We start from the raw sequence: 24,738 nt of genomic DNA on the forward strand, positions 1-24,738 counted from the left end.
TCAGGGCGGCTCCGGAGGCCGTCGGCGGAACAGCCGGACCGGCCGGATGGGCAGGGCGGATCAGTCGAAGATGGGGGAACGGGTTCGGCCCCGCTTCAGCTCGAAGAACCCGTCGGTGCCCGTGACCAGCAGCACGCCGTCCCAGAGCCGCCCGGCCTCCTCACCACGCGGGATCGGGCTTATCACCGGCCCGAAGAACGCGTTGACCCGGCCGTCCGGCCCGTGCACGTGGATCGCCGGGGTGCCGAGGTCCTCGCCGACCGGGTCCAGGCCCGCGTGGTGGCTGGTCTTCAGCGCCTCGTCGTGATCGGTCGTCTCGGCCGCGTCGGCGAGTTCCGCCGGAAGGCCGGCCTCGGCCAGCGCGGCGAGGTAAAGGTCACGGCCGATCGGCGCCTTCTCGTGGTGGATCCGGGTCCCGAGCGCGGTGTAAAGGTCGCGCAGTACGGCGTTGCCGTACTTCTGCTCAGCCGCGATCGCGACCCGCACCGGGCCCCAGCCGTGGGTGAGCCACCGGCTGTACCACTCCTCCAGCCCCTCGCGCCCCTCGTTCAGCACCGCCAGGCTCATCACGTGGAAGCGGACCTCCACCTCGCGGACCTTCTCTACCTCCAGCAGCCACCGTGAGGTGATCCAGGCCCAGGGGCATCTCGGGTCAAACCACATGTCGACGATCGCCACGTCGCTCTCCTCATCGGCTCCGATCTTTGCGGAACCAACGCTAGGGAGCCGATTGGCTCCCTATAAGGTCCAATAACCGATGAACTGATTGGGCCAAGACGGAGAAGCGGGTTGGACTTCCACGTAAGCCTGACCGGGCGCGGCGATCTGGCCGCCCGGATCTACCGACAGCTTCTCGACGCCATTCTCGACGGCCGTCTGCGGCCCGGTGAGCGTCTGCCGCCGACACGCGAGCTGGCGCGACGGCTCGACGTCTCGCGCAACACGGTGGCCGTCGCCTACGAGAGGCTGACGGCCGAGGGCTTCCTCACCGGACGGGTCGGCTCCGGCACCTTCGTGTGCACCGAATCCCTCAGCCGGGCGCGTTCCCGGAACGCGCCCGCGGGCAGCGGTGTGCGTCCCCGCCGCCTGTGGCGGTCCGTTCCCGCCCCTCCCGCCCCGGCACAGGCCGGATCGATCACACCGCTCTACGACTTCAGGGTGGGTGTCCCCGACGCGCGGCTGTTCCCGCTGGAGACCTGGCGGCGGCTCGTCGCCCGCGAGCTCCGCCCCGCGCTGATCCACTCCACCGGCTACCGCGACCCCTCCGGGCACATGGGGCTGCGCGAGGCGGTCGCCCGCTACATCGGGGTCTCACGCTCGGTGCGCGCCGACGCCGGCGACGTGCTCATCACCCATGGAGCCCAGCAGGCGCTCGACCTCGTCGGCCGCGTCCTGATCGAGCCGGGCGCCTGCGTGGCGGTCGAGGAGCCGGGCTACCCTCCGGCACGGCTGCTGTTCGAGTCTCTGGGGGCCCGCGTCGCGGCCGTCCCCGTCGACTCCGAAGGGCTGGACGTCGCAGCCATCCCCGAGGACGCCCGTCTGGTCTACGTCACGCCTTCCCACCAGTTCCCGCTGGGCACGCCGATGTCCCTCGGACGTCGCACCGCGCTGCTCGCGTGGGCGGAACGGCACAGCGCGGTGGTGATCGAAGACGACTACGACAGCGAGTTCCGGTTCGGGGACCGCCCGCTGGAGCCACTCCAGAGTCTGGACCGCGACGGCCACGTCATCTATGTCGGCTCGTTCTCCAAGACGATGCTGCCGATGCTGCGCGTCGGCTTCCTGGTGGCGCCGGCTTCGCTCCAGCCCGCGCTGCGCAGCGCCAAGCAGCTCACCGACTGGCACGGCGAGATCTCCACCCAGGCGGCGCTGGCCCAGTTCATCGACGAGGGGTTGCTGGGGCGGCACATCCGCAAGGCGACCCGCGAGTACGCGGCCCGCCACGAGCGGATCGTCACGACGCTCGGACGTGACTTCGCGGACTGGCTCGACCTGATCCCCTCCGCCGCGGGCCTGCACCTGTGCGCCCGGATCGCCCCGGGCACGACGGTCGACATCGACCGGGTGGTGTCACGCGCGCGGGCGTCGGGGGTCGCACTGGAGGCCCTGTCCGGCTACTACGGCGCGGGCCCGGCGCGCGCGGGACTCGTGATCGGCTACGGCGCGATCCCGGTGGAGAGGATCGAGGCGGGCCTGGGACTGCTCGCGGAGAGTTTCCGGGAGGCGGAGGCCGGCCTGTGATCTTCGGTGCCGGTTTGACGGAGACGGGGCCCGGCGCCCGTCGATGAGCGGGTGACCTCGAAGAAGGCATTCGGTCTTGCTCATGACCCACCTATTGGATAGTCTTGCTATCCAATCACTAGATAGTTCAACTATCCATAGGTGGAGAGCCATGTTCAGCATCCTCATCGTCCTCGCGGCCGCTTCGCTCGTCTTCCGCCTGCTGGGCGCGCTCGGGGTCACCCGGTTCGCCACCTGGCAGGCCTGCGCGGCCCACGCGATGGCGGTCATGCTCGCCGTCACCGCCAGCGCGCACTTCGCCCCCGGGAGCGTCACGGTCATGCCCAACCACGCCGACCTGGTGCGCATGGTGCCGCCGTTCGTGCCGTACCCCGACTTCGTCGTTTACGCGACCGGCGTGCTGGAACTGCTCGGCGCCGCGGGCCTCGTCCTGACCGCGACCCGCTGGGCCGCCAGCGTCAGCCTCGCGACGCTCTTCGTGCTGCTGCTTCCGGCCAACATCTATGCCGCGGTCGCCGGCGCGTCGTTCAACGGCGGCGAGGCGACGCCCCTGTGGTTCAGGATCCCGGAGCAGCTGGTGTACATCATCGTCGCGCTCTGGGTGGCCAGGTCGGCCGACACCACCATGGTCCGGCGCGTGCTGGGCCGGCTGCGGCCCCGTGCCGGCGCATCCCGGTCAGGCCGCTGAGCCCGGGGGCCGGGGCGACGAGCCGTCGCGCCGGCTCAGGGCGGGTCCGATCTTCCACCTCAGGAGCCTCTCGCCGTCAAGCTCGACGAGTTCTCCCGCCTGGCGGTGGTGATGGGTCGGACGAAAGCCGGGGATCACGCCGATGCGCGCACCGTCCGAGGGATCCCAGATTTCCAATCCGGCCTGGCTCGCGGAGAACAACAGCCCGCCGTCACTGAAGAACCTGCCGTCGGGCCCGGCGAACGACATGACTTCGCCGGCCCGGGGCGGATCCCCCGCGTCACGGCCGGTCCGCCCGAGGGTGAAGATCCTGGCCCCGGGGGCGAGCTCGCCCTCGCGATCGCCGAGCGGCCCGAGTGCGACCCGGTGGTCGTCGATCCAGACGACCGGCCGATCCCAGAAGTATTCGCAGGAAACCAGGATCACCGCGGAGTCGTCATCGGAGTCCCCGCCTTCGGGGTCGTCGAGCTTGAAGGGGTCCTCGGTCAGCCAGTGGCGCAGGTTCCAGACTCTGACCCCGCCGACCGGATGCCAGATCCAGCAGTCGTCGGCGATGTATGTGCCTTCGGGGCTGACGTGCACAGCGCCGTGGAAGAACGCGTCCTCCCAGGAGGCCAGCAGGCGGCCCGTGGCCGGGTCCGAGACGTCGAGCCGGTCCCACTCCCCCCGGTGCACCACCACCGTCCGCCCGTCATGTTCGGTGAAGGCGAGGGAGAACGGAACCGTGTAGGCGTGGTGGTCGCCGCCGTCGAGCGCCATCGTCGTCATCCCGGTCGACAGGTCGAAAACCTCACCGCGCTCGCCGTAGTCGACCACGACCGCCGCGAACCGGCCGTCCCGCGACGCATGCAGACGCCTCACCGGCTCCGGCTGGTGTTTCTCCCCCTCGGGGACGGAGACCGTCGTGCGGGAGGCGACGCTCCAGACACCGGTGGCGCACTCCCACCGGGCGATCCGCCCGTCGTCGCACAGCGCCAGCCACGCGGCGCCCGCCCCGCCGATGGGCGCGAGGTCACTGATCGGCCCCAGGCCGGCGGGGACGGTGGTGACCTCGATCGCCGGGTCGATGTCCAGCGGGTGTTCCAGGATTTCGGGTCTCCCCATCACACCGGCACGGCCGCCCTCGCCCCCGCCGAAGCACTCCTCGCAGATGGCGCCGGTCTCGATCGGCTCACCGGCTTCGCCGCGCGCCCGGCATTCACAGCGCACCCGGTCCTGGCCGAATCCGGCGCCGGTGTAACGGGCGACGAAATCCAGTGGTCCCGCCGAGGCGCGTATGTGCTCGCACACCGGCGGCCCGTACGGCGGCGCGTCGTGCCCACAGGCCAACGGACCCATCGCAGTCCTCCTCGCGACACCGCCGGGGCGCCGGGCGCGATCCCGCACGCCCTGCGGCGGGAGGACCCCCGAGGCGGCGGCGCGGCATCAGGTCCTCGGCATGCACCAACGAACGATACGTTAACGAACGTTATAACAACGAACGATCTTAGTCAGGCGTATCCCGCATCCCGGCGCGGGCCGCGACCCGGCTCCGCCGTACCCTCACACAGCCCGGCCAGGCCGGCCGGGCTCAGGGTGCGGCCCCCGTTCGAGGCGTCGCGATCCCCGTCGGCGGCACCGGCCCCGTCGGCCGGACGCCTACTGTGCCTGCTCCAGCAGCTTTTCGGTGCAGGCAAGGCGGACGCACGTGGCCAGGCCGGCGATGGCGAGTTCGAGCTCTTCCAGATCCGGGTAGGTGGGCGCGATACGGATGGTGCTGTCGCGGGGATCGTCCCCGTACGGGTGGGTGGCACCCGCGGGGGTCAGGGCGATGCCCGCGTCGGCCGCCCGGCTCACCACCTGGCGCGCGCAGCCCTCCAGCACGTCGAGGCTGATGAAGTAGCCACCCGTGGGGCTGGACCAGGACGCCAGGCCGGTGCCGTCCAGCTCCTTGGTGAGGATCGTGTCCACCATGTCGAACTTCGGCTGGATCAGCTCGCGGTGGCGGCGCATGTGCTCCACGACGCCGTCCTCGTCACGGAAGAACTCCGCGTGCCGGAGGTGGTTGATCTTGTCGGGGCCGATGGTCCCCTTGCCTATGTGCCCCAGCAGCCAGGCCACGTTGGCCGGGGACGAGCCGAAGAAGGAGACGCCCCCGCCACTGAAAGTGATCTTCGAGGTGGAGCCGAAGACGAAGGCGCGGTCGGGGTTGCCGCTCTCGGCGCACAGCGCCAGGATGTCGGCGATCTCCACCGGCGTGTCCGTGAGGTGGTGCACGGCGTAGGCGTTGTCCCAGAAGATCCGGAAGTCCGGAGCGGCGGCAGGCATGGCCGCCAGACGCCGCACCGTCTCGTCGCTGTAGGAGACACCGCTGGGGTTGCTGTACTTGGGCACGCACCAGATGCCCTTGATCTGGGCGTCCTCAAGCACGAGACGCTCCACGACATCCATGTCGGGCCCCTCGGCGGTCATCGGCACGGAGATCAGCTCGATGCCGAACCGCTCGCACAGGGAGAAGTGGCGGTCGTATCCAGGGACCGGGCACAGGAACGCGATCCGCGGCTCGTCCACCCAGCGGCGCTCGGCACCCGGAAGCTTTGCCAGCAGCGCGTGGACGATGGAGTCGTGCATCAGCGAAAGGCTGGAGTTGCCGGCCGCGATCAGCTGGCCGGCGGGAACCTGCAGGAGGCGGCTGAAGATCGCCCGAAGCTCGGGAAGGCCCTGAAGACCTCCGTAGTTGCGGCAGTCGGTCCCGTCGGCCGCCGTGTGGCCGCTGAGAGCCAGCATGCCGTCGGACAGGTCGAGCTGGCGCGCTGACGGCTTACCCCGGGTGAGGTCGAGCGACAGACCACGCTGGACGAGCGCGTCGTAGTCGCGCAGGGCGCGGTCACGCTGAACGGTCAGCTCATCGAGGTTCAGGGCCGAAGACGTCACGGGGTTTCCTCCGCCTGCCGGTCGGATGTGGCCTTCGAAGGATAGAAGACCCCCAAATCCAGCAGCGAACCGGGCGTGCGTCACGAACCGGACGATCAGCAGAAATCACCATAAGATCTCACTATGGCTGAGGTCATGGTTCGGGATGGGATGTGGACATTCGACGGCGAGACCCTGCGGATCGTGCCCGGTCATAACCGGGGTGTGAACAAGCTGCGGCAGCTCCTGGGGGAGATCGCCGTTCCCCTGGAGGCGGTGGCCGGCATCGCCTACGAGCCGGGCAAGAAGGGCGGGCGGCTGAGGCTGCGACTACGGGAAGGCGCGGACCCGTTCACCCAGGCCGCGCGCGGGCGGATCCCCGATGCGGCCGACCCCTACCAGCTGGCCATCGACGCCGACCGCACCGGCGCCGCCGAGTACTTCGTCGACGAGGTCCGCAACGTCCGGCTGCTTGAGCGGGTGCCGGACGGTCCCTGCGACCGCTACCTGCTGCCGAGCCCCGGCCTGCCGCTGGCGGTGTCGGCGGGCGACGGGACGGCGACGTTCGACGGCGAGTCGATCCGCCTGGAATGGAACTGGATGGCGGACGAGGGCAAGAAGTCGGCCGGTCCCCAGCAGTTCGCGCTGAAGGATCTCGCCTCCGTGGAGTGGATCCCGTCGGCGGGCCTGGAGAACGGGCACGTCCGCTTCCGCCTCAAGGGTCCCAGGGGCACGGCCAACATGATGGCGCCCAAGCACGACCCCCGCTGCCTCCTGCTGTGGGGGCTGGACAAGGAAACCCGGACGACCGCACTGCTCGTCGCCGCCGTCGTCGCCCGGCTGCCGCACCCTTCGGGCGCCTCGAACCCGTCGCCCGCACCTGAGACCCCCGCCCTCGCGGCTCCCGCACCGGCGGCGCCCGCACCTGAGGCTCCCCCACCGGCGCCCGCCTCCTCCGACGACGGCGACCCGGACGCGCTCCTGCGCCGCCTGCGCGAGCTGGGCGACCTGCGCCGGGACGGTGTCCTCACCGAAGAGGAGTTCACCATCGCCAAGCAGGCGATCCTTCGGCGTTTCTAGTTCCCGCCCCTGGATCTTCTTCCCGGGGTCGTCTGGCGGCACTGGGCGAGCATGGCGGTCTTGTCGGCCCGGGTGACCGGCAGGTCATATTTCAGGGCGACCTGGGTGAAGCGGACCACGTACGCGCAGCGGACCCCGCGCACCGGTGGGAGCCACGAGGCCGGGCCCGAGCCCCCCTTGGCCTCGTTGGCGTCGCCGTAGACGGGCATCAGGTTGAGCGGGTCGTTGGCGATCCGCATCCGCTTGGCCATCGGCCAGCGGGAGGCGCCCATCCGCCACTCGTAGGACAGCGGGACCACGTGGTCGACCTGGATCTCGTCCGCCCGCCGCCGGTGCCACCGGATCGTTCTGCCGGTGTAGGGATCCCGCAGCTTCATCGAGACGACGACGCAGCCCGAGCCCCGGCGATATTCGACGTCCTCACCGTCACGGGCGAGCAGGTCGTCGCGGGTGCGGCAGCCGTTGCGCGCGTACGGCACGCCCGTGGCCGTGTCGGCCCAGTTGTCACCGAACCTGGCCCGCGTGTAGCCCGTCTTCGGCCCCATCCCCCTGACCCGCAGCTTCCCGATCAGCCTGACCGCCGCGCTCCTGTCCCGGGTCGAGCTGACGGGAGCCAGCCCCGGTCGCATGCCGTCCGGGTTGTCGAGCGGGGCGGCCCGCACCCGGACGCCGCTCACGCGGGTGCTGCCCGTCCGGGCGTCGCCCTGGGCCACCAGCGTGAACATCACCGCGGCACCCAGAAAGACAGTGACCACCCCCCGCGTGCTCACCTATGCCTCCAGAACGGTCTACAGACCTAGATATGACTGATTCCCTCAACTTTCTTTGTTGACACGGATCAAAGTCATGCATCGGTGACGAAACGCTCGTCCAGCCCGCCCCACCGCGAGGCGTCCGGCGGTTTCAGATCTAGAGCCAGTCCTTCCTCTTGAAGATCACATAGAGGGCGGCCGAGGTCGTGAGGATGACGGCGGTGGAGGTCCAGAAGCCGATCGGCTGGCCGGAGCCGGGATAAGGCACGTTCTGGCCGTAGTAGCCGGTGATCAACGTGGGCACCGCGAGCACCGCCGCCCAGCTCGTGACCTTCTTCATGATGTCGTTGAGCCGGTAGCCCTGGAGGTTCAGGTGGGTCTCCCTGATGTTGCCCAGCAGGTCGCGCAGGGATTCGGTCCACTCCGTGACCCGGAGCACGTGGTCGTAGACGTCCTGGTAGTAGGGCGCCATCTCCGGCTCGACCACCTCCACGTCCCGGTGGAGGAGGCTGCCGACGACCTCGCGCATCCCGATGATCACCCGCCGGAAGCCGACCATGGTCTTGCGGATCTGGAAGATCTGCCGCTGCACCTCGCGCCGGCTCGACGGGTGGTCGGCGAAGAGCTCGTCCTCCAGCCCCTCCACCTTCTCGTCCAGCTCCCGCACCACCTCGAACTGCCCGTCCACCACGTAGTCGAGCAGACCGTGCAGGAGGTATGCCACGCCGTGCTTGGCCAGGTGCTCGGTGTCGTCCCAGCGCTTGATCACCTCGTCGAGGTTGAGGTTCTCGTTCTCCCTGACGGTGACCAGGGCGTTCTTCGTCACGAAGATCGACAGCTCGGTGACCTGGAGTGTGCCGGAGACCATCCGGGTGCCGTAGGCGGTGATGAACAGATGGCTGTCGTAGATGTCTAGCTTGGGCCGTTGGTGGTCGTTCAGGACATCCTCGACCGCCAGCTTGTGCAGGCCGAGCTCTTCCCCGATCTTCTTCAGATCCTCGTGCGAGGGTGAGCAGAGGTCGAACCACACCACGGCGGCGGGGTCGTCGACGCACTCCGACACATCGTCGATCGGGAAGCTCTCGTTCTTCAGGACGCCATTGCGATACAGACGTGTACGGTCCACCCCGTCAACGGTATCCCCCGCCTTTACCTCTACGCTGCCACGTCTTTATGCCGCCATGGGAACGGAGAGGAGGCGGCGGATGTGCCCCGCCGCGGTACGGCCGGCACGGTTGGCCCCGATGGTGCTGGCCGAGGGACCGTAACCGACCAGGTAGACCCTGGGGTCCAGAACGGCCCGGGTGTCCTCCACCCGGATGCCGCCGCCGGGCTCGCGCAGGCGCAACGGCGCCAGGTGGTTGACGACCGGCCGGAACCCGGTGGCCCACAGGATCACGTCGGCCCTGACCTCGTGGCCGGCGAGCGCGGGGTCCGGGCCGTCCCAGACCACTCCGTCGGGGACGATCCTGTCGAACATCGGCAGGCGGTTCAGGATCCCGGCCTCCATCGCCGCCCTCACCTGGGGCGTCAGCGGATATCCGGTGGCCCCCACCACGCTGCCCGGCGCGAGCCCCGCGCGGACCCGGGCGTCGACCCGGGCGACGGCCGCGCGGCCCGCCTCCGCGTCGAGCGGCCCCTCGCGGAAGACCGGCGGGCGGCGGGTGACCCAGGTGGTCGTGGTGATCTCGGCGATCTCCAGCAGGAGCTGGATGGCCGACGCCCCGGCGCCGACCACCACGACGTGCTTGTCGGCGAATTCCTCCCGGCTGACGTAGTCGGCGGTGTGGAGCTGCCGCCCGAGGAACGTCTCCTGCCCCGGGTAGCGCGGCCAGAAGGGGCGGTCCCAGGTGCCGGTCGCGTTGACCAGCGCGCGAGGAGACCACTCCCCGGCCGAGGTCTCCACCAGCAGCCGCCCTCGCGCGCCTTCCCGGACCGCCCGCACCTGGACCGGTCGGCGCACCGGCAGCGCGAAGGCCCGCTCGTAGGCGGCGAAGTATTCGGAGACGACCTCCGACGACGGCCGGGTCGTGTCGGCGGCGCCCAGCGGCAGGCCGGGCAGGTCGTGCACGCGGTGCGCGGCGCCGAGGGTCAGGGACGGCCAGCGGAACTGCCAGGCACCGCCGGGGCGCGGGGAACGGTCAAGGACCACGAAGTCGATCCCGGCCTTGTTCAGGAAGTATGCGCTGGACAGCCCCGCCTGTCCCGCCCCGATGACCACGACGTCGATCTCTTCCACGTTTCCTGGCAACCGCCGGCGTTCTGCGAATAATCCCGCTTTCACGGGGCAGCAGCGGTTGTCACAACAGACGCAGCCCGAGATGAGGTCACATGATAATTCTGGGACTCCTCTTGATCGTGCTCGCGGGCGCGACCGTGATCGCGGTCTCCTGGGACGAGGCCGCCACGGCGACCACCCCCGCGTCGTTCACGGTGTTCGACCAGACGATTCGACTTTCCCAGCTGGAATTCTTCTTCGCCGGCGCGGTCACGGGCGCGGTGTTCCTGCTCGGCCTGGCGATGATGCTCAGCGGGATGCGCCGCTCCGCCACGCATCGGCGCAAGCTCCGTGTCTCCCGGCTGGAGGCGCGCGACCGCGTCGCCCGCCTGGAGGAGGAGAAGCGGGAGCTGGAGCGCAAGCTGGAGACCACTCCCGCGACGTCCGCTCCAGCGGCTTCCGGCGCTCCCGCCGCCCCCGCGGCCCCCGCAGCTTCCACGGCCCCCGCGGCTTCCACGGCCTCCGCGGCCGACCGGCGTCGCGACGGCCTGGATGGTCCGGGCGAGACGACGGCGCCCAACCCGCGGGTCGAGGTGCCCCGCCAGCCCACCGACGACCAGCTCGTGGCCGGCCGCCACGAGCGTTCGGGAAACCGCAGATAATCCCGATCGTGCCCCTTTTCGCCGGTACGGCACGCGTGCCGTACCGGCGAAGCCCTGTTCGGCGGCCCGCCTATGACACCGGGTCCACCCGATCCAGCGCCCTGCCCGTGACGCCGGGTCCACCGCGGGGCCGTCCTCTCGCACGACCCGGCGGGCCGGGACCGGAGCGCGTTCCGACCACCGGACAAGCTGAACCCCCGGCTTCGCCCGCTCACCGCCGGACGAGCTGGGCCTCCCGGTCCGGATCCGGTATGGCGCCCGGGGCCTGCCTCTTCCGGTGCAGGAGCGTCATGAGCCCTCCCGCCACGAGCCCCCAGAACGCGGCGCCCACCCCGAGCAGTGTCATCCCGGACGCGGTCACCACGAACGTCACCGCCGCCGCCTCCCGCCCCTCCGGCTCGGCCACGGCCGCCGCGACCGCCGAGGCGAGCGCGCCGACCAGGGCCAGACCCGCGACGGCCTGGATGAGCAATGGCGGGGAGAGCAGGACCAGCGCGGTGGCCAGTCCCGCGCCGACGCCCAGGACGATCATCGAGCCGCCGGCGGTGACCGAGGCGATCCACCGGCGGCCCGGGTCGGGGTCGGCGTCGGGCCCGGCGGCCAGCGCGGCGGTGATGGCCGCCAGATTCACCGCGTGGCCGCCGAGGGGTGCGCCGAAGACGCTCGCCAGGCCGGTGCCGACGAGGATCCCGCGCAGCGGCGGGCGGTAGCCGTACCCGGCGAGGACCGCCATGCCGGGCACGTTCTGCGAAGCCATGGTGACCAGGAACAGCGGGAGCGCGATGCTGACCATCGCCGGGAGGCTCCACGCCGGGACGGTCGGCTCGACGACCGGTCGCACGTCCACCGCGCCCAGCCCCGGCCCGGTCAGCGCGATCGCCACGATCGCGGCCAGCAGGGCCCCGGGGATCGCCCACTTGCGGGCGACGCGGCCGAGCAACGCCCAGATGAGCACGACGGGAGCGGTCATCCACGGGATCTCCACGAGCGCCCGCACCGGTGCCGTGCACAGGTTGAGCAGAACCCCGGCGAGCATCGCGCCGGCGATCGGGGCGGGGATGGCCCCGATCCAGCGGCCCAGCGCGGGGAAGAGCCCGGCCGCGGTGATGAGCAGCCCACAGATCACGAACGCGCCGACCGCGGCGGGGAATCCGCCCTCCACGGCGCCGGTGGAGACCAGGAGCGCCGCGCCCGGCGTGGACCAGGCGATGGTGATCGGCAGCCGCTGCCGCAGCCCCAGCCAGATGGCCACCACGCCATTGGCCAGGCAGAGCGCGAGCAGCCCGGACGCCGCCTGCCGCTGGTCGGCGCCCACGGCCCGGAGCCCGGCCAGGACCACGGTGAAGGAACTGGCGAACCCGACCAGGGCGGTCACCACACCGGCCAGCATCGGTTGCAGCAGGCGAGTCATCTCTTGATCCCCTCAGAGTGTTCCGTAAACGGAACGATGCTGATGCTGCACGATAGCCCTATGGACTCCGGAGCACAAAGTCCCCGTCCCGCCGTGGACTCCAGCACATCGGACATCGGGCGGCGAATCCGCAGCTTGCGCGAGGAACGCGGCATCTCGCTCTCCGAGCTGGCCCGGCGGGCGGGCGTCGGCAAGGCCACGCTCTCCGGGCTGGAGAACGGCACCCGGAACCCGACGCTGGAGACCCTCTGGGCGGTCACCGCCCAGCTGGGCGTTCCGCTGGCGACGGCCCTCGGCCCGGGCCCCGTCATCCGGGGCACCGCCGTCGAGGGCGTGCTGCTCCAGGTCTTCAGGGACGAGGCCGTCACCTACGAGCTCTACCGGCTGATGATCCCGGTGGGAGCCACGCAGACCTCCCCGGCCCACCATCGGGGTGTCACCGAGCACATCACCGTCTTCAGCGGGACCCTCCAGGCGGGCCCCGTCGGCTCTCCCCTGCTCGCCGGGCCCGGCGAGCACATCACCTGGTCGTCAGACGTCCCCCACACCTACGCCGCGATCGGCGACCAGGACGTCCACGCCAGCCTCCTCATCCGCTACCCGCACCACTGAACGCGCGCACTTCGAAGACGGCACCGGCCCGGCGGCTGCGTCTTGCCTCCGCCGCCGTGAACCGGCCGGGCCGAAGGGGTCTCCCCATCACGTGACGGCGGCCGGGGTCACCGTCAGAGGATCGGGGTGAAGGGGTCGGCGAAGTGGGCGGTGGCGATCATTCCTCGCTCGGCCCTGACCCGGTCCAGCAACTCCACCCGCGTCGCGGCGGCGAGTTCGGGGTCGTCGTCGTAGAGGTAGGTCACCTTCGGGTCGGCCAGCTGCACCGGGTGCAGCACCACGTCCCCGGTCAGCACCAGATCACCCACCTGGACGACCTGGTGACCCGGGGTGTGGCCGGGGGTGTGGAACACGCGGATGCCGGGGAACACGTCCGCCTGGCCGTCCACCACCTGCACCCGTTCACCCAGAGGCCGGACGGCGTAATCGAGGACCTTCTCGGCGGCCGCGTCGATCTCGGCCCGCTGGAAGACGTGCCGGGCGTTGGAGAACACGGGCATCCCGTCGGCCACGACCCCGCCCGCGTGGTCGCTGTGCAGGTGCGTGATGACCACCGCGTCCACTTCCTCCGGGGACACCCCCACGCGCGCGAGCTCGGTGCCGAGCGCCCCGGGAACCGGCGCCCACCCGGCCGCGGGCGAGTTCTCCGGGCCGATCCCGGTGTCCACCAGCACGATCCGGCCCGCCGCGTCACGCAGCAGGTAGCAGTGGAAGTGCAGGACCCACTCATCCGGCTCCCCGTGGCAGCCCCCGGGGAACATCTCCGGCATCGGGCGCCGGATCGAATCACCCATCGACCCCACGGCATCGCACAGCGGGAACACCTCAACGCCCGCCACCGTTATGGACTGGTGGAGCATCCGGTCTCCTGTTCGGAATGGACTGACGGTGCTACCGTAATAGCGGGTGCGACGCACTGCTGGCTAGGCCGCGTGCGATGATTCACCCCTTTTTCCTCTCTTTCTCTTCTCTCATCGCCATGCCTCCCAGGCGTGCGGTCCCCCTGCGAGACGCGCCTTCATCGGCATGCGGTCCCCTGCGAACCGCCCCTCCCAGGCAGGCGATCCTCTCCACGAAAGGTCGCTCATGACCACCGAAACCATCACCGGAAAGTCTTCTCGTCCTCCGCGTCCTCGCCGTTCCCGCGAGAACGACGCCTCCACCGCGAACGCCTCCGTCCAGAACGCCCTCGCCGGCAACACCCCTGTCGAGACCGTGACCGGCCTTCTCGACGTCCGCGACAAGACCGGATATATCCGAACCCGCGGTTACCTGGCCGGTCCGCGTGACGTGCGCGTGCCCCATGCCCAGATCAAGCAGTACGGCCTGCGTCCCGGCGACCACGTCGTCGCCACGGCGCGCGAGCCGTACGAGAGGCTGGTCGAGGTGACGAGCGTCAACGGCGCCGCCGACTGGCGGAACAGGCCCGACTTCGCGGACATGACGCCTGTCCACCCGCGTGACCGGCTCCGCCTGGAGACCGAGTCGGTGACCACCAGGGTCATCGACCTGTTCACGCCGATCGGCAAGGGCCAGCGTGGCCTGATCGTCGCGCCGCCCAAGGCGGGCAAGACCATGGTCCTGCAGGATCTGGCCGCCGCGATCACCCGCAACCACCCGGACTGCCACCTCATGGTCGTGCTCGTCGGCGAACGCCCCGAAGAGGTCACCGAGATGCGCGAGTCCATCCGCGGCGAGGTCGCCGCGTCCACGTTCGACCGCCCCGACCGCGACCACACCGCCCTGGCCGAACTCGCCCTCGAACGCGCCAAGCGCCTCGCCGAACTCGGCCGTGACGTCGTCATCCTGCTGGACTCCCTGACCCGTCTCGCCCGCGCCTACAACAACCTCGCCCCCGGCGGCGGGCGCACCCTCGCCGGTGGCCTCGACGCCGCGGCCCTGCACCCCCCGCGCCGCCTCTTCGGCGCCGCGCGCAACCTGCGCGACGGCGGCTCGGTGACCATCCTCGCCACCGCCCTGGTCGAAACCGGCTCGCGGATGGACGACAGCCTCTTCGAGGAGTTCAAGGGCACCGGCAACATGGAGCTGCGCCTCAGCCGTTCCCTCGCCGACAAGCGCCTCTACCCCGCGGTCGACCTCGACGCGTCGAGCACCCGCCGGGAGGAGATCCTCCTCGATCCCCAGGAGCACCAGCTCTCCTGGCGCCTGCGCCGCACCCTGAGTGGGCTGGACAAGCAGCAGGCCCTGGAACTCCTCACCGGCAGGCTCCGCGAGACCCCCTCCAACGCGGCCTTCCTCCAGCAGGTCCAGCGAACCGCGTGATCCTCTAGCGAGGCCAGTTGGCGATGTCCTCCGCCCGGATGGCGTCGACGTGGCAGTGGGAGGTCGTGCGTCTGCTGCGGTCCAGGACGCAGACCTTGACGTCCACACGGGTGATCTCGCCGTCCGAGGACAGCCTGAAGCCGTCGCTCGCCTCGCACGTCGAGCGCGGCTGGGCCCAGCCCGTGCCACCGCCGCTGTAGTGGAACCTGGCGCGGATGTAGGCGCAGTGGCCGGGGTGGGGGTCACGGTCGCGGAGCCTGCCGGAGACGACGAACGTCTCCGCGCTGAAGTCCGTGATCCACACATCGGCCGTGGCGTGGCCGGAGTGCCCGGCGGCCGACCGGACCGGCCCCCAGTGGTGAACGGGGCCCACGCCGGCCTCCGCGGTCGCGGGCAGGCCCACCCCGAGCACGAACGCCAGCAGCCCGCCGATGACAGTTCTCTTCCTCATGTCCCCTACAGGTAGTACCGGCGACTTGGAACGCTCTTGCGTCCCGCTGGTGCCCTCAGGAGCGGGAGCGTGAGACCACCAGGTCGCGGGCCCCGGAACGGCGGCACGGGGAACCGGGACGGCGATCCGGGACGGCGGCGCGGAGAACCGGCACGGCGATCCGGGACGGCGGCGCGGAGAACCGGCACGGCGATCCGGGACGGCGGCGCGGAGAACCGGCACGGCGATCCGGCCACGCCCGGGACGCGGGATGATGGGGGGATGCTGGCCGACATCGTCGACTACCTCATCTGCCCGGTCTGCGGGGGCGGACTCGGCCTCGGCGACCGGGCGCTCCGCTGTTCCCTCGGCCATGCCTTCGACATCGCCAGACAGGGATACGTCAGCCTCCTGACCGGTTCCCAGGCGCCGGGTACGGCCGACAGCACGGCCATGGTGGCGGCCAGGGAGGCATTCCTCGAAGCCGGGCATTTCACCCCTCTGGCGGAGGCGGTCGCCGGCGCGTGCCGTACCGGCGCGACCGTCGTCGCGGATGCGGGCGCGGGGACGGGACACTATCTCGCCAGGGTGCTCGACCGGCTGCCGGAAGCCACCGGGATCGCACTCGACGTGTCCAAGCACGCGATCAGGCGGGCCGCCCGGGCGCATCCTCGGCTGGGGGCGGTGGTCGCCGACGTGTGGAAACCGCTGCCCATCAAGGACGATTCGGTAGATGTGTTGATCAATGTGTTCGCACCCCGTAACGGGGCAGAGTTCGCCCGGGTGCTCAAGAAGGACGGCACATTGATCGTGGTCACGCCCACCTCGCGGCACCTCCGACCATTGGTGGAGCGGCTGGGACTGCTCTCGGTGGACCAGTCAAAGGAGCGGCGGGTGGCGGAGAGCTTGAGTGACCATTTCCTTGAAACCGGGCGAAGCACCCAAGAGTTCACGATGGCGCTGGGACACGAGGCGATTGAGGCCGTCGTGGGGATGGGGCCGAGCGCGTGGCACATCGAGCCAGAAGTTATGCGGAGAAAAATCATAGAACTGCCGGAAAAAAATGATGTGATCGCATCTTTCCGTATGTCTATCTTTCAACCCATACCCTGATCAAGCGAGCGGCTTGACAGCTACCTTCGGGGCGCATGTTACTGAAGTGGCATTTAGCCCGAAATTCCCACACGTTAGCCAAGCAAATCAGTGGTGGAAGCGACATACTGGACGACAATCCAGCGAGCCCGCGCCTGGACGCGTGAAGCAATGCCTTGACGGAGGGAAGCGCCATATGAAGGCGGAGGAGCGCTGGCAGGCCAGGTTCCGAGCGCCGCGCGCGACACTGCCCGTGTGGGCGCGTCAGGCCCCCGCCCGTGCCGTCTACCGCAGCAACGCCTCCGGCGCGTGGGAGATCTACGCCTGGGACCGCTCAACGGGCTCCGTCCGCCAGGCGACCGTCCGCCCCAAGGGCACCGCGCACGGCACGATCGACCCCACCGGCCGATGGATCTGGTGGTTCTCCGACACCGACGGCGACGAGTGGGGCACCTGGATGCGCCAGCCCTTCTCCGGCGGTCCCGACGAGCCGATCGGCCTCGAACCCGGTTTCCCCTCGGGGATCGCGCTGTCGGCGACGGGTGAGGCGGCGATCGGCCTGGCCAGGCCCGGCGAGGGGTTCACGGTCTATGTCGTACGGCCCGGCGAGCCCGCACGCGTGATCTACGAGCACGCCGAGGCCGCCTCCGTGGCCGCCATGTCCCTGGACGGCTCGCTGATCGCGATCGGCCACAGCGAGCACGGCGACTCCCGCCACCCCGCGCTGCGCGTGCTCCGGCGGAGCGGCGCCACCGTGGGCGACCTGCGCGACGATCCAGGCAAGGGCGTCCTCGGCTTGCGCTTCGCGCCCGCCCTGGGCGATCGGCGGTTGCTCACCCTGCACGAGCGCAGAGGGCGCCGCGAGCCGCTGGTCTGGGACCCGGAAAGCGGTGAGCAGCGGGAGATCTGGCTGCGCGACCCCGGAGAGATCACCGCGGACTGGTACGACGACGGCCGCTCGCTGCTCGTCGTCCGGGGCAACCGCGGCCGCACCTACCTGCACCGTTACGACCTGGCGGGCGGCAGGCTCTTCCCGATCGAGACCCAGCACGGAGTGATCGACGCCGCCGCGCCCCGCCCCGACGGCTCGGTGGAGTACTCCTGGTCCAGCGGCGCCCACCCGCCGGTGATCCGGTCGAGCAACGGCCACGTGGTGATGAACCACGGCGGGCCGCCCGCGCCGCCGTCCGTCCCCGTCGAGGACATGGACGTGGAAGGCCCCGGCGGGCGCATCCACGCGCTGGTATCGCGGCCCGAGCGCGGCTCACGGCCGTTCCCGGCGGTCTTCCTGCTGCACGGCGGGCCGGGCTCGCAGGATGACGACTCCTTCGTGCCGCAGGTGGCCGCGTGGGTCGATCTCGGCTTCGTGGTCGTCCGGGTCAACTACCGGGGCTCCACCGGGTACGGCTCGGCCTGGCGGGACGCCCTGGTCGGCGAGGTCGGGCACATCGAACTGGCCGACGTGGCCGCCGTCAGGGACATCCTGGTCGACCGCGGCCTCGCCGACCCCGACCGGCTTGTGCTGTCCGGCGCCTCCTGGGGCGGCTATCTCACGCTGCTCGGCCTGGGCACCCAGCCCAAGACCTGGGCGGCGGGCATCGCCACGGTGCCGATCGCCGACCATCTGGCCGCCTACGAGGAGGAGACCGAGGCGCTGCGGGCCTACCACCGCGCGCTCTTCGGCGGCTCGCCCGGCGAGCAGCCGGAGCGTTACGCGAACTGCTCGCCGATCACCTATGTCGACCGGGTCGAGGCGCCGGTGCTGATCCTGGCCGGGGAGAACGACCCGCGCTGCCCGATCCGGCAGATCGAGACCTACGTGTCCCGGCTGGCCGAGCGCGGTCATGAGCACGAGGTCTACCGATACGACGCGGGCCACGGCTCGCTGGTCGTCTCCGAACGCATCACGCAGATGTCGGTCCAGCTCGACTTCGCCCGCAAGCACATCAAGCTAGACATTTAGCCAGCAGCCCATAGATCACCGAATCAACCCGGAAAGTGGTGTGCGAGGATGGGCCGCTGTGATCGACGTCAGCCCGTTGCGCCCCGAAGACCGCGCCGCCTGGGAAGTCCTGGCACGCGGCTACAAGACGTTCTACCAGACCACGGTGCCCGATGAAGGGTACGAGGAGACCTGGCGACGGCTGCTGAGCGGCACGGAGCTGTACGGCATCGGCGCGCGGCTGGACGGGAAGCTGTACGGCATCGGCGCGCGGCTGGACGGGAAGCTGGTCGGCATCGCGCACTACCTGTTCCACACCACCTTCTGGTCGGCGGACTCCTGCTACCTTCAAGATCTGTTCGTCGACGAGGCGGCACGCGGCCAGGGCGCGGCACGGGCGCTGATCGAGCGGGTGGCCGAGGCATCGCGAGACCGGGGCGCCTCCCGCCTGTACTGGACCACCAAGCACGACAACACCACCGCCCGTGCCCTGTACGACCAGATCGCGCGCTTCAACGGGTTCATTCGCTACGACTACCCGCTGCAATAGGAAGCATCCGGAAGGGCTCTACCGGACCACCTCGGGCGGAGCCCGTCAGCGGGCGCGCAGCACCACGATCGCCATGTCGTCCGCGCTCGGCTCGGGGGCGAAGTCCTGTACGGCGCGGCGGATCCGCTCGGCGACCGCCCGCGCCGACAGCCCCACGCACTCGGCGAGCAGCTTGGCCAGACCCCCGTCGTCGTCGAGAAGCCGGCCGTCCTGACGCCGCTCGGTCACCCCGTCGGTCACCGCGAGAAGGACGTCGCCGTGATCGAGGTGGACGAGCTCGGCCTTGAACGTCGCCTCGGGGAAGACGCCCAGCAGCGACTGGGAGGTCACCACGGTCTCCACCACGCCGCTGGGCCGCAGCCGCAGCGCCTCGGGGTGGCCGGCGGAGACCATCCACACGTCCAGCCCGGTCGGCACGGGCGTGATCTCCCCGTGCAGCAGGGTCAGGAAGCGGGCCCGGTCGCCCTCTTCCAGGATCGCCTGGTTGAGGCGGTCGAGGACGGCGGCCACGCCGTACCCCTCCCTGGCGAGCAGGCGCAGGGTGTGCCGGGCCAGGCCCGTGACCGCGGCGGCCTCGGGGCCCGTCCCGCAGACGTCGCCGATCGCGAACCGCCAGGAGCCGTCCCTCGCCGCGAACAGGTCGTAGAAGTCGCCGCCGACCTCGTTGGTCTCCCCGGCGGGCTCGTAGACCACGGCGGGGTCGAGACCCGGGATCTCGCCGGGCTCGTCCGGGGGAAGCAGGCTGCGCTGCAACGCCCGGTTGGCCGCCGCCTGCGTGGCGTAGAGCCGGGCGTTGTCCAGGGCGAGGGCCGCGCGCCGGCCGATGTCCTCGGCGTACTGGAAGACGTCCTCGACGAACCGGTCCGGCCGTCCCAAGCACATCATCCCCAGCGCCCGCCCCCTCGCGAGGAGCGGGATCACGAGCACCTGCGAGTCTCCGAGCTGCATGGTGCCCCGCGTCTGCGGGATCTGGACCGCGGCGAGTTCCTCCCGCAGCTCGTCGATGCGCCGCTCGTCGGCGTGCCACAGGTAGGCGGGGCGCTGCGGGCCTCCGCCGTCACTCCATGTGTAGACCGCGCACCAGGTGGCCAGCCGGGGCACCACGATCTGCGAGATGATCGCGGGCACCATGTCCGGGTTGAGGGTGCCCGCCAGCAGGTCGCTGGCGTCGGCGAGGAAGCCCATCCAGGCCGGTCCCCGGCCCGGCTCCTCGGCGGACCACTCCATGGCCACCTGCCCGGACCCGCCGGGCAGGTGCAGCCGTGCCCAGTGAGTGCGGTGCCGTCCGCCGAAGGTGACGCCCCATTCCTCCACCGGCACCGCGAGACCGTCGGGAATCCCGCCGGGGGCGGCGCTCTTCTGCCGCACCTCGATCTGGACGCCGTCCCCCAGATGGCTCCAGACGACCTCGAACGGCACGTCCGCCAGCTGTGAGGCGAGCTCTACGGCCAGCCGCTCGGCAGAGGTGAGGACGGACGCGGCGGCCCAGGCGGTCATCACCTCTCTGGTGAATCGCCTGACGGCGGGTACGGCCGTCTCTCCCGGAGCGAATGTCGCGGCCAGGACGGCCCGTGGAGCACTGGTCATTGTTTCGTGACTACCACACTTCCCGTTGACGTGGGGTAAATCGAAGGTGGGACTACGGGTTGCGCACCGTGACAGACTGGGATGACTCACGGATGCGCCCCCGGGAGTCAAGGAGGTCTTATGACCACGGCCAAAACCGTGTCCGGCGTCGAGGAGCGACGTTACAGCGAATCGGATCTGAAACCCATTCTTCAGACGCTCATCACCTGGCGCGACGGTGATTTCCGCCGACGGGTGCCGCACGCCCCACCGGGAATTCTGAGCGAGATCCGGCTCCTGCTCAACGAAGTCGCCGACCGGCGCGAGCACCTGGCCAACGAGCTCCACCGCGTCCGCCGCGAGGTCGTGCGGGAGGGCCGGTTCGGCGAACGCCTCGCCCCGGGCCCCGGCGTGGGCTCCTGGGCCGAGAGCGTCGACTCGGTGAACGCCCTGATCGACGCCCTGATCGCGCCGGTCAGCGGTGCCGCGGACGTGATCGACGCGGTCGCCAAGGGAGACCTCTCCCGGCGGATCGATCTCGATCGCAGCGCGCGGGGCGAGGTGCGCCGCCTCGGCAAGGCGATCAACGGCATGGTCGACCAGCTCTCCCTGTTCACCTCCGAGGTGACGCGCGTGGCCCGCGAGGTCGGCACCGAAGGCCGTCTGGGCGGCCGGGCGAACGTGCGGGGCATGGCGGGAAGCTGGCGCGACCTCACCGAGGCCGTGAACACCATGTCCAGCCGCGTCTCCGCGCAGGTCCGTGACATCGCGCTGGTGACCACGGCCGTCGCGAGGGGCGACCTGAGCCGCAAGGTCACCGTCGACGCCGTCGGCGAGATGTTCGAGCTGAAGAACACCGTGAACACGATGGTCGACCAGCTCTCCGCGTTCGCCGAAGAGGTCACCCGCGTCGCCCGCGAGGTCGGCACCGAGGGCCAGCTCGGCGGCCAGGCGCAGGTGCGCGGGGTGTCGGGCGTGTGGAAAGACCTCACCGACAACGTCAACGTCATGGCGGGCAACCTGACGACCCAGGTCCGCGCCATCGCGGCGGTGTCCACCGCGGTGGCCCAGGGCGACCTGTCGAAGAAGATCACCGCGGACGCCCAGGGCGAGATACTCCAGCTCAAAGACACCCTCAACACCATGGTCGACCAGCTGTCGTTGTTCGCCGACGAGGTCACCCGCGTCGCCCGCGAGGTCGGCACCGAAGGTCAGCTCGGCGGCCAGGCCCGCGTCCGGGGCGTCTCCGGCGTCTGGAAAGACCTCACCGACAACGTCAACTCGATGGCCAACAACCTGACCTACCAGGTGCGCAACATCGCCGAGGTCACCACCGCCGTCGCCAACGGCGACCTGACCCGCAAGATCGACGTGGACGCGCAGGGCGAGATCCTGGCCCTGAAGACCACGATCAACACCATGGTCGACCAGCTCTCCTCCTTCGCCTCCGAGGTGAGCCGGGTCGCCCGCGAGGTCGGATCGGAAGGCCAGCTCGGCGGCCAGGCGCAGGTGCGCGGGGTGTCCGGCACCTGGAAAGACCTCACCGACAACGTCAACGTCATGGCCAACAACCTGACGACCCAGGTCCGGCAGATCGCGGCGGTGTCCACCGCGGTGGCCCAGGGCAACCTGTCGAAGAAGATCACCGCGGACGCCCAGGGCGAGATACTCCAGCTCAAAGACACCCTCAACACCATGGTCGACCAGCTGTCGATGTTCGCCGACGAGGTCACCCGCGTCGCCCGCGAGGTCGGCACCGAAGGCCAGCTCGGCGGCCAGGCCCGCGTCCGGGGCGTCTCCGGCGTCTGGAAAGACCTCACCGACAACGTCAACTCGATGGCCAACAACCTGACCTACCAGGTGCGCAACATCGCCGAGGTCACCACCGCCGTCGCCAACGGCAACCTGACCCGCAAGATCGACGTGAACGCGCAGGGCGAGATCCTGGCCCTGAAGACCACGATCAACACCATGGTCGACCAGCTCTCCTCCTTCGCCTCCGAGGTCACCCGCGTCGCCCGCGAGGTCGGATCCGAGGGCAAGCTGGGAGGTCAGGCCCGGGTGGAGGGCGCCGAGGGCATCTGGAAGCGGCTCACCGAGAACGTGAACGACCTGGCGGGCCGCCTCACCACCCAGGTCCGTGCCATCGCCGAGGTCACCACCGCCGTCGCCACCGGCGATCTGACCCGCTCGATCACCGTCGACGCCGAGGGCGAGATCGGCGAGCTGAAGGACAACATCAACACGATGGTGTCCGTGCTCCGCGCCACCACCAAGGCCAACCAGGAGCAAGACTGGCTGAAGTCCAACCTGGCCCGGGTCTCCCGCCTCATGCAGGGCCACCGCGACCTGATGGAGGTCGCCAGGCTGATCATGAGTGAGCTGACTCCGCTGGTCTCCGCCCACTACGGTGCCTTCTACCTGGCCGAGCCCACCGGCGACCACGACCTCCACCTGATCGCCGGATACGGCGCCCGCCCCGGTTCCAGGATCCGGCAACGCTTCGCGACCGGCGAGGGGATCGTGGGGCAGGCCGCGCTTGAGGGCAAGCGGATCGTCCTGGAGAGCGTCCCCTCGGAATATCTCACCGTGGACACCGGCCTCAGCTCCTCCACCCCGGCCCAGATCGTCGTGCTGCCGATCCTGTTCGAGACCCAGGTTCTCGGCGTCGTGGAACTGGCCTCGTTCAGCCCCTTCCGCGAGGTCCACCACGACTTCATGACCCAGCTCGTCGAGACCATCGGCGTCACGATGAACACGATCATCGCCAACTCCCGCACCCAGGACCTCCTGACCGAGTCCCAGCGCCTCACCACCGAGCTGCAGGAGCGCTCCGACGAGCTCCAGCGCCAGCAGGAGGAGCTGCGCCGCTCCAACGCCGAACTGGAGGACAAGGCCGCGCTGCTGGCCAAGCAGAACCGGGCCATCGAGATCCAGAACTTCCAGATCGAGCAGGCCCGCCGTACGTTGGAGGAGCGCGCCGAGCAGCTCGCGGTCTCCTCGCGCTACAAGTCCGAGTTCCTGGCCAACATGTCCCACGAGCTGCGCACCCCGCTGAACAGCCTCCTGGTGCTGGCCAAGCTGCTCACTGAGAACGCCGAGGGCAACCTCACCGTCCAGCAGGTGGAGTTCGCCAGGACCATCCACGGCGCCGGTTCGGCCCTGCTCCAGCTGATCAACGACATCCTCGACCTGTCCAAGGTCGAGGCCGGGCGGATGGACATCCACCCGCAGCAGATCTCCCTGCCCAAGCTCGTCGACTACCTGGAGGCCACCTTCGCCCCCGTGGCCCAGGACAAGGGGCTGTCGTTCGCGGTCGAGGTGGACACGTCGGTCCCGCAGGAGCTCCGCACCGACGAGCAGCGCCTCCAGCAGGTGCTGCGCAACCTGCTCTCCAACGCGATCAAGTTCACCCCCAAGGGTGAGGTACGGCTACGCGTGCTCCACGCCCGGCGTGCCGTGGCCTTCGTCGACGACACCCTGCGCGGCGCCGACGGCATCCTCGCCTTCGAGGTGGTGGACACCGGCATCGGCATAGCCGCGGACAAGCTGGAGGTCATCTTCGAGGCGTTCCGCCAGGCCGACGGCACCACCAGCCGCAAGTACGGCGGGACGGGCCTGGGCCTGTCGATCTGCCGCGAGATCGCCCGCCTGCTCGGCGGCGAGATCCACGTCGTCAGCGAGGTGAGCCAGGGAAGCACCTTCACCCTTTACCTGCCGCCGTCCTACGGCGGCCCGCTGGCCTCGCGCGACGGCGGGGCGGCCACGTCGAGCTCCTCCCCCCGCAACCAGATGCTCGTCGGGGTGCTGGAGGAGAGCGACGAGCTGCCGGAGATCCCCATGCCGGAGGAGATGCCGGTCTCGCACTTCCCGCAGGACGAGGTTCAGCCGTGGAAGGGTGAAGACCCGCTCACCGGGGCCAAGATCCTGATCGTCGACGACGACATCCGCAACGTGTTCGCCCTGACCAGCGTGCTCGAACGGTACGGCTCCACGGTCGTCTACGCCGAGAACGGCCGTGAGGGCATCGAGCAGCTGGAGCGCAACGAAGACGTCGCCCTCGTCCTGATGGACATCATGATGCCGGAGATGGACGGCTGGGCCACCACATCCGCGATCCGCCAGATGCCGCAGTTCGCCGAGCTGCCGATCATCGCGCTTACCGCTAAGGTCATGCGGGGAGATCGGGAGAAGAGCATCGCCTCCGGAGCCTCCGACTACGTGCCCAAGCCCGTGGACGTCGACCGCCTGCTGGAACGGTTGCGCGGCTGGCTCACCCGGGGCAAGTCGGCCGGCGACTCACACGAAGGGGCGTGATC

The 24,738-nt window shown here is 70.2% G+C and carries 20 protein-coding genes; 10 read left to right on the plus strand and 10 right to left on the minus strand.

Annotation, left to right across the window (positions count from 1 at the left end):
• Positions 1–60: 60 nt before the first annotated feature.
• Positions 61–663 carry a disulfide bond formation protein DsbA gene (locus ACFY2X_RS28825; protein WP_389944090.1) on the minus strand — a complete coding sequence of 201 codons (603 nt, stop codon included), beginning with the start codon at positions 661–663 and terminating at the stop codon, positions 61–63.
• Positions 664–789: 126 nt separating this feature from the next.
• Between ACFY2X_RS28825 and ACFY2X_RS28830 the strand changes: the two genes are divergently transcribed.
• Entirely contained in the window at positions 790–2,241 is a 1,452-nt protein-coding gene (locus tag ACFY2X_RS28830; protein ID WP_389943889.1) for a PLP-dependent aminotransferase family protein, read from the plus strand.
• A gap of 151 nt (positions 2,242–2,392) precedes the next feature.
• The gene (locus ACFY2X_RS28835; protein WP_389943892.1) at positions 2,393–2,929 is read left to right on the plus strand and encodes a hypothetical protein; all 537 of its coding nucleotides are present in this window, start codon (positions 2,393–2,395) and stop codon (positions 2,927–2,929) included.
• Here the strand turns inward: ACFY2X_RS28835 and ACFY2X_RS28840 are convergent.
• Positions 2,918–4,267, minus strand: a complete 1,350-nt coding sequence (locus tag ACFY2X_RS28840) for a YncE family protein (RefSeq protein WP_389943895.1) — start codon at positions 4,265–4,267, stop codon at positions 2,918–2,920. The genes ACFY2X_RS28835 and ACFY2X_RS28840 overlap by 12 nt on opposite strands.
• Positions 4,268–4,567: 300 nt before the next feature.
• The gene (locus tag ACFY2X_RS28845; protein ID WP_389943898.1) at positions 4,568–5,842 is read right to left on the minus strand and encodes an aminotransferase class I/II-fold pyridoxal phosphate-dependent enzyme; all 1,275 of its coding nucleotides are present in this window, start codon (positions 5,840–5,842) and stop codon (positions 4,568–4,570) included.
• A gap of 123 nt (positions 5,843–5,965) precedes the next feature.
• On the opposite strand from ACFY2X_RS28845, the gene ACFY2X_RS28850 reads away from it, so the two are divergent.
• On the plus strand, positions 5,966–6,901 hold the full coding sequence (locus ACFY2X_RS28850) for a DUF4429 domain-containing protein (protein ID WP_389943901.1): 936 nt from the start codon (positions 5,966–5,968) through the stop codon (positions 6,899–6,901).
• Here the strand turns inward: ACFY2X_RS28850 and ACFY2X_RS28855 are convergent.
• From ACFY2X_RS28855 to ACFY2X_RS28865, 3 genes are all read right to left on the minus strand, one after another.
• The gene (locus ACFY2X_RS28855; protein ID WP_389943903.1) at positions 6,898–7,671 is read right to left on the minus strand and encodes an HNH endonuclease family protein; all 774 of its coding nucleotides are present in this window, start codon (positions 7,669–7,671) and stop codon (positions 6,898–6,900) included. The genes ACFY2X_RS28850 and ACFY2X_RS28855 overlap by 4 nt on opposite strands.
• 139 nt (positions 7,672–7,810) lie before the next feature.
• On the minus strand, positions 7,811–8,779 hold the full coding sequence (locus ACFY2X_RS28860) for a magnesium transporter CorA family protein (protein ID WP_389943906.1): 969 nt from the start codon (positions 8,777–8,779) through the stop codon (positions 7,811–7,813).
• A gap of 45 nt (positions 8,780–8,824) precedes the next feature.
• Positions 8,825–9,892 (minus strand): FAD-dependent oxidoreductase, encoded by a 1,068-nt coding sequence (locus ACFY2X_RS28865; RefSeq protein ID WP_389943909.1) that lies wholly within the window; start codon positions 9,890–9,892, stop codon positions 8,825–8,827.
• A gap of 92 nt (positions 9,893–9,984) precedes the next feature.
• Between ACFY2X_RS28865 and ACFY2X_RS28870 the strand changes: the two genes are divergently transcribed.
• The gene (locus ACFY2X_RS28870) at positions 9,985–10,533 is read left to right on the plus strand and encodes a hypothetical protein (protein ID WP_389943912.1); all 549 of its coding nucleotides are present in this window, start codon (positions 9,985–9,987) and stop codon (positions 10,531–10,533) included.
• Between the two features lie 211 nt (positions 10,534–10,744).
• Here the strand turns inward: ACFY2X_RS28870 and ACFY2X_RS28875 are convergent, their stop codons facing one another.
• A complete protein-coding gene (locus ACFY2X_RS28875) occupies positions 10,745–11,944 on the minus strand; it encodes a benzoate/H(+) symporter BenE family transporter (RefSeq protein ID WP_389943915.1) in 1,200 nt (399 codons plus the stop codon).
• A 60-nt stretch (positions 11,945–12,004) separates the two neighbouring features.
• Here ACFY2X_RS28875 and ACFY2X_RS28880 point away from each other — a divergent pair, with 60 nt between their 5' ends.
• Positions 12,005–12,556, plus strand: a complete 552-nt coding sequence (locus ACFY2X_RS28880) for a helix-turn-helix domain-containing protein (protein WP_389943918.1) — start codon at positions 12,005–12,007, stop codon at positions 12,554–12,556.
• Between the two features lie 113 nt (positions 12,557–12,669).
• Here ACFY2X_RS28880 and ACFY2X_RS28885 read toward each other — a convergent pair whose 3' ends face one another.
• Complete coding sequence (locus tag ACFY2X_RS28885; protein ID WP_389943921.1) at positions 12,670–13,416, minus strand: MBL fold metallo-hydrolase; 747 nt, start codon at positions 13,414–13,416, stop codon at positions 12,670–12,672.
• A gap of 226 nt (positions 13,417–13,642) precedes the next feature.
• Here ACFY2X_RS28885 and rho point away from each other — a divergent pair, with 226 nt between their 5' ends.
• Positions 13,643–14,839, plus strand: a complete 1,197-nt coding sequence (gene rho / locus ACFY2X_RS28890) for a transcription termination factor Rho (protein ID WP_389943924.1) — start codon at positions 13,643–13,645, stop codon at positions 14,837–14,839.
• A 4-nt stretch (positions 14,840–14,843) separates the two neighbouring features.
• Here the strand turns inward: rho and ACFY2X_RS28895 are convergent, their stop codons facing one another.
• Positions 14,844–15,290: a hypothetical protein gene (locus ACFY2X_RS28895; RefSeq protein ID WP_389943927.1), complete on the minus strand. Its 447-nt coding sequence runs from the start codon at positions 15,288–15,290 to the stop codon at positions 14,844–14,846.
• Between the two features lie 261 nt (positions 15,291–15,551).
• Here ACFY2X_RS28895 and ACFY2X_RS28900 point away from each other — a divergent pair, with 261 nt between their 5' ends.
• The 3 genes from ACFY2X_RS28900 to ACFY2X_RS28910 all read left to right on the plus strand — a co-directional run bounded on the left by ACFY2X_RS28900 (position 15,552) and on the right by ACFY2X_RS28910 (position 18,853).
• Positions 15,552–16,382, plus strand: a complete 831-nt coding sequence (locus tag ACFY2X_RS28900) for a putative RNA methyltransferase (protein WP_389943930.1) — start codon at positions 15,552–15,554, stop codon at positions 16,380–16,382.
• 175 nt (positions 16,383–16,557) lie between these two features.
• Positions 16,558–18,324 carry a prolyl oligopeptidase family serine peptidase gene (locus ACFY2X_RS28905; protein ID WP_389943933.1) on the plus strand — a complete coding sequence of 589 codons (1,767 nt, stop codon included), beginning with the start codon at positions 16,558–16,560 and terminating at the stop codon, positions 18,322–18,324.
• A gap of 58 nt (positions 18,325–18,382) precedes the next feature.
• Positions 18,383–18,853, plus strand: a complete 471-nt coding sequence (locus ACFY2X_RS28910) for a GNAT family N-acetyltransferase (protein WP_389943936.1) — start codon at positions 18,383–18,385, stop codon at positions 18,851–18,853.
• A gap of 45 nt (positions 18,854–18,898) precedes the next feature.
• Here ACFY2X_RS28910 and ACFY2X_RS28915 read toward each other — a convergent pair whose 3' ends face one another.
• Positions 18,899–20,440 carry a PP2C family protein-serine/threonine phosphatase gene (locus ACFY2X_RS28915; protein WP_389943939.1) on the minus strand — a complete coding sequence of 514 codons (1,542 nt, stop codon included), beginning with the start codon at positions 20,438–20,440 and terminating at the stop codon, positions 18,899–18,901.
• 120 nt (positions 20,441–20,560) lie between these two features.
• Here ACFY2X_RS28915 and ACFY2X_RS28920 point away from each other — a divergent pair, with 120 nt between their 5' ends.
• Positions 20,561–24,736 carry a HAMP domain-containing protein gene (locus tag ACFY2X_RS28920; RefSeq protein WP_389943941.1) on the plus strand — a complete coding sequence of 1,392 codons (4,176 nt, stop codon included), beginning with the start codon at positions 20,561–20,563 and terminating at the stop codon, positions 24,734–24,736.
• Positions 24,737–24,738 lie beyond the last annotated feature (2 nt).

The sequence above is a fragment of the Streptosporangium sp. NPDC000396 genome (assembly GCF_042898655.1).
Lineage (GTDB): Bacteria > Actinomycetota > Actinomycetes > Streptosporangiales > Streptosporangiaceae > Streptosporangium.

Bases quoted from the DNA above. Each gene is read 5' to 3' on its own strand.
- ACFY2X_RS28825 (WP_389944090.1), bottom strand. From the start codon at position 663: ATGTGGTTTGACCCGAGATGCCCCTGGGCCTGGATCACCTCACGGTGG.
- ACFY2X_RS28835 (WP_389943892.1), top strand. From the start codon at position 2,393: ATGTTCAGCATCCTCATCGTCCTCGCGGCCGCTTCGCTCGTCTTCCGC.
- ACFY2X_RS28840 (WP_389943895.1), bottom strand. From the start codon at position 4,267: ATGGGTCCGTTGGCCTGTGGGCACGACGCGCCGCCGTACGGGCCGCCG.
- ACFY2X_RS28850 (WP_389943901.1), top strand. From the start codon at position 5,966: ATGGCTGAGGTCATGGTTCGGGATGGGATGTGGACATTCGACGGCGAG.
- ACFY2X_RS28870 (WP_389943912.1), top strand. From the start codon at position 9,985: ATGATAATTCTGGGACTCCTCTTGATCGTGCTCGCGGGCGCGACCGTG.
- ACFY2X_RS28875 (WP_389943915.1), bottom strand. From the start codon at position 11,944: ATGACTCGCCTGCTGCAACCGATGCTGGCCGGTGTGGTGACCGCCCTG.
- ACFY2X_RS28880 (WP_389943918.1), top strand. From the start codon at position 12,005: ATGGACTCCGGAGCACAAAGTCCCCGTCCCGCCGTGGACTCCAGCACA.
- ACFY2X_RS28885 (WP_389943921.1), bottom strand. From the start codon at position 13,416: ATGCTCCACCAGTCCATAACGGTGGCGGGCGTTGAGGTGTTCCCGCTG.
- rho (WP_389943924.1), top strand. From the start codon at position 13,643: ATGACCACCGAAACCATCACCGGAAAGTCTTCTCGTCCTCCGCGTCCT.
- ACFY2X_RS28895 (WP_389943927.1), bottom strand. From the start codon at position 15,290: ATGAGGAAGAGAACTGTCATCGGCGGGCTGCTGGCGTTCGTGCTCGGG.
- ACFY2X_RS28900 (WP_389943930.1), top strand. From the start codon at position 15,552: ATGCTGGCCGACATCGTCGACTACCTCATCTGCCCGGTCTGCGGGGGC.
- ACFY2X_RS28905 (WP_389943933.1), top strand. From the start codon at position 16,558: ATGAAGGCGGAGGAGCGCTGGCAGGCCAGGTTCCGAGCGCCGCGCGCG.
- ACFY2X_RS28915 (WP_389943939.1), bottom strand. From the start codon at position 20,440: ATGACCAGTGCTCCACGGGCCGTCCTGGCCGCGACATTCGCTCCGGGA.
- ACFY2X_RS28920 (WP_389943941.1), top strand. From the start codon at position 20,561: ATGACCACGGCCAAAACCGTGTCCGGCGTCGAGGAGCGACGTTACAGC.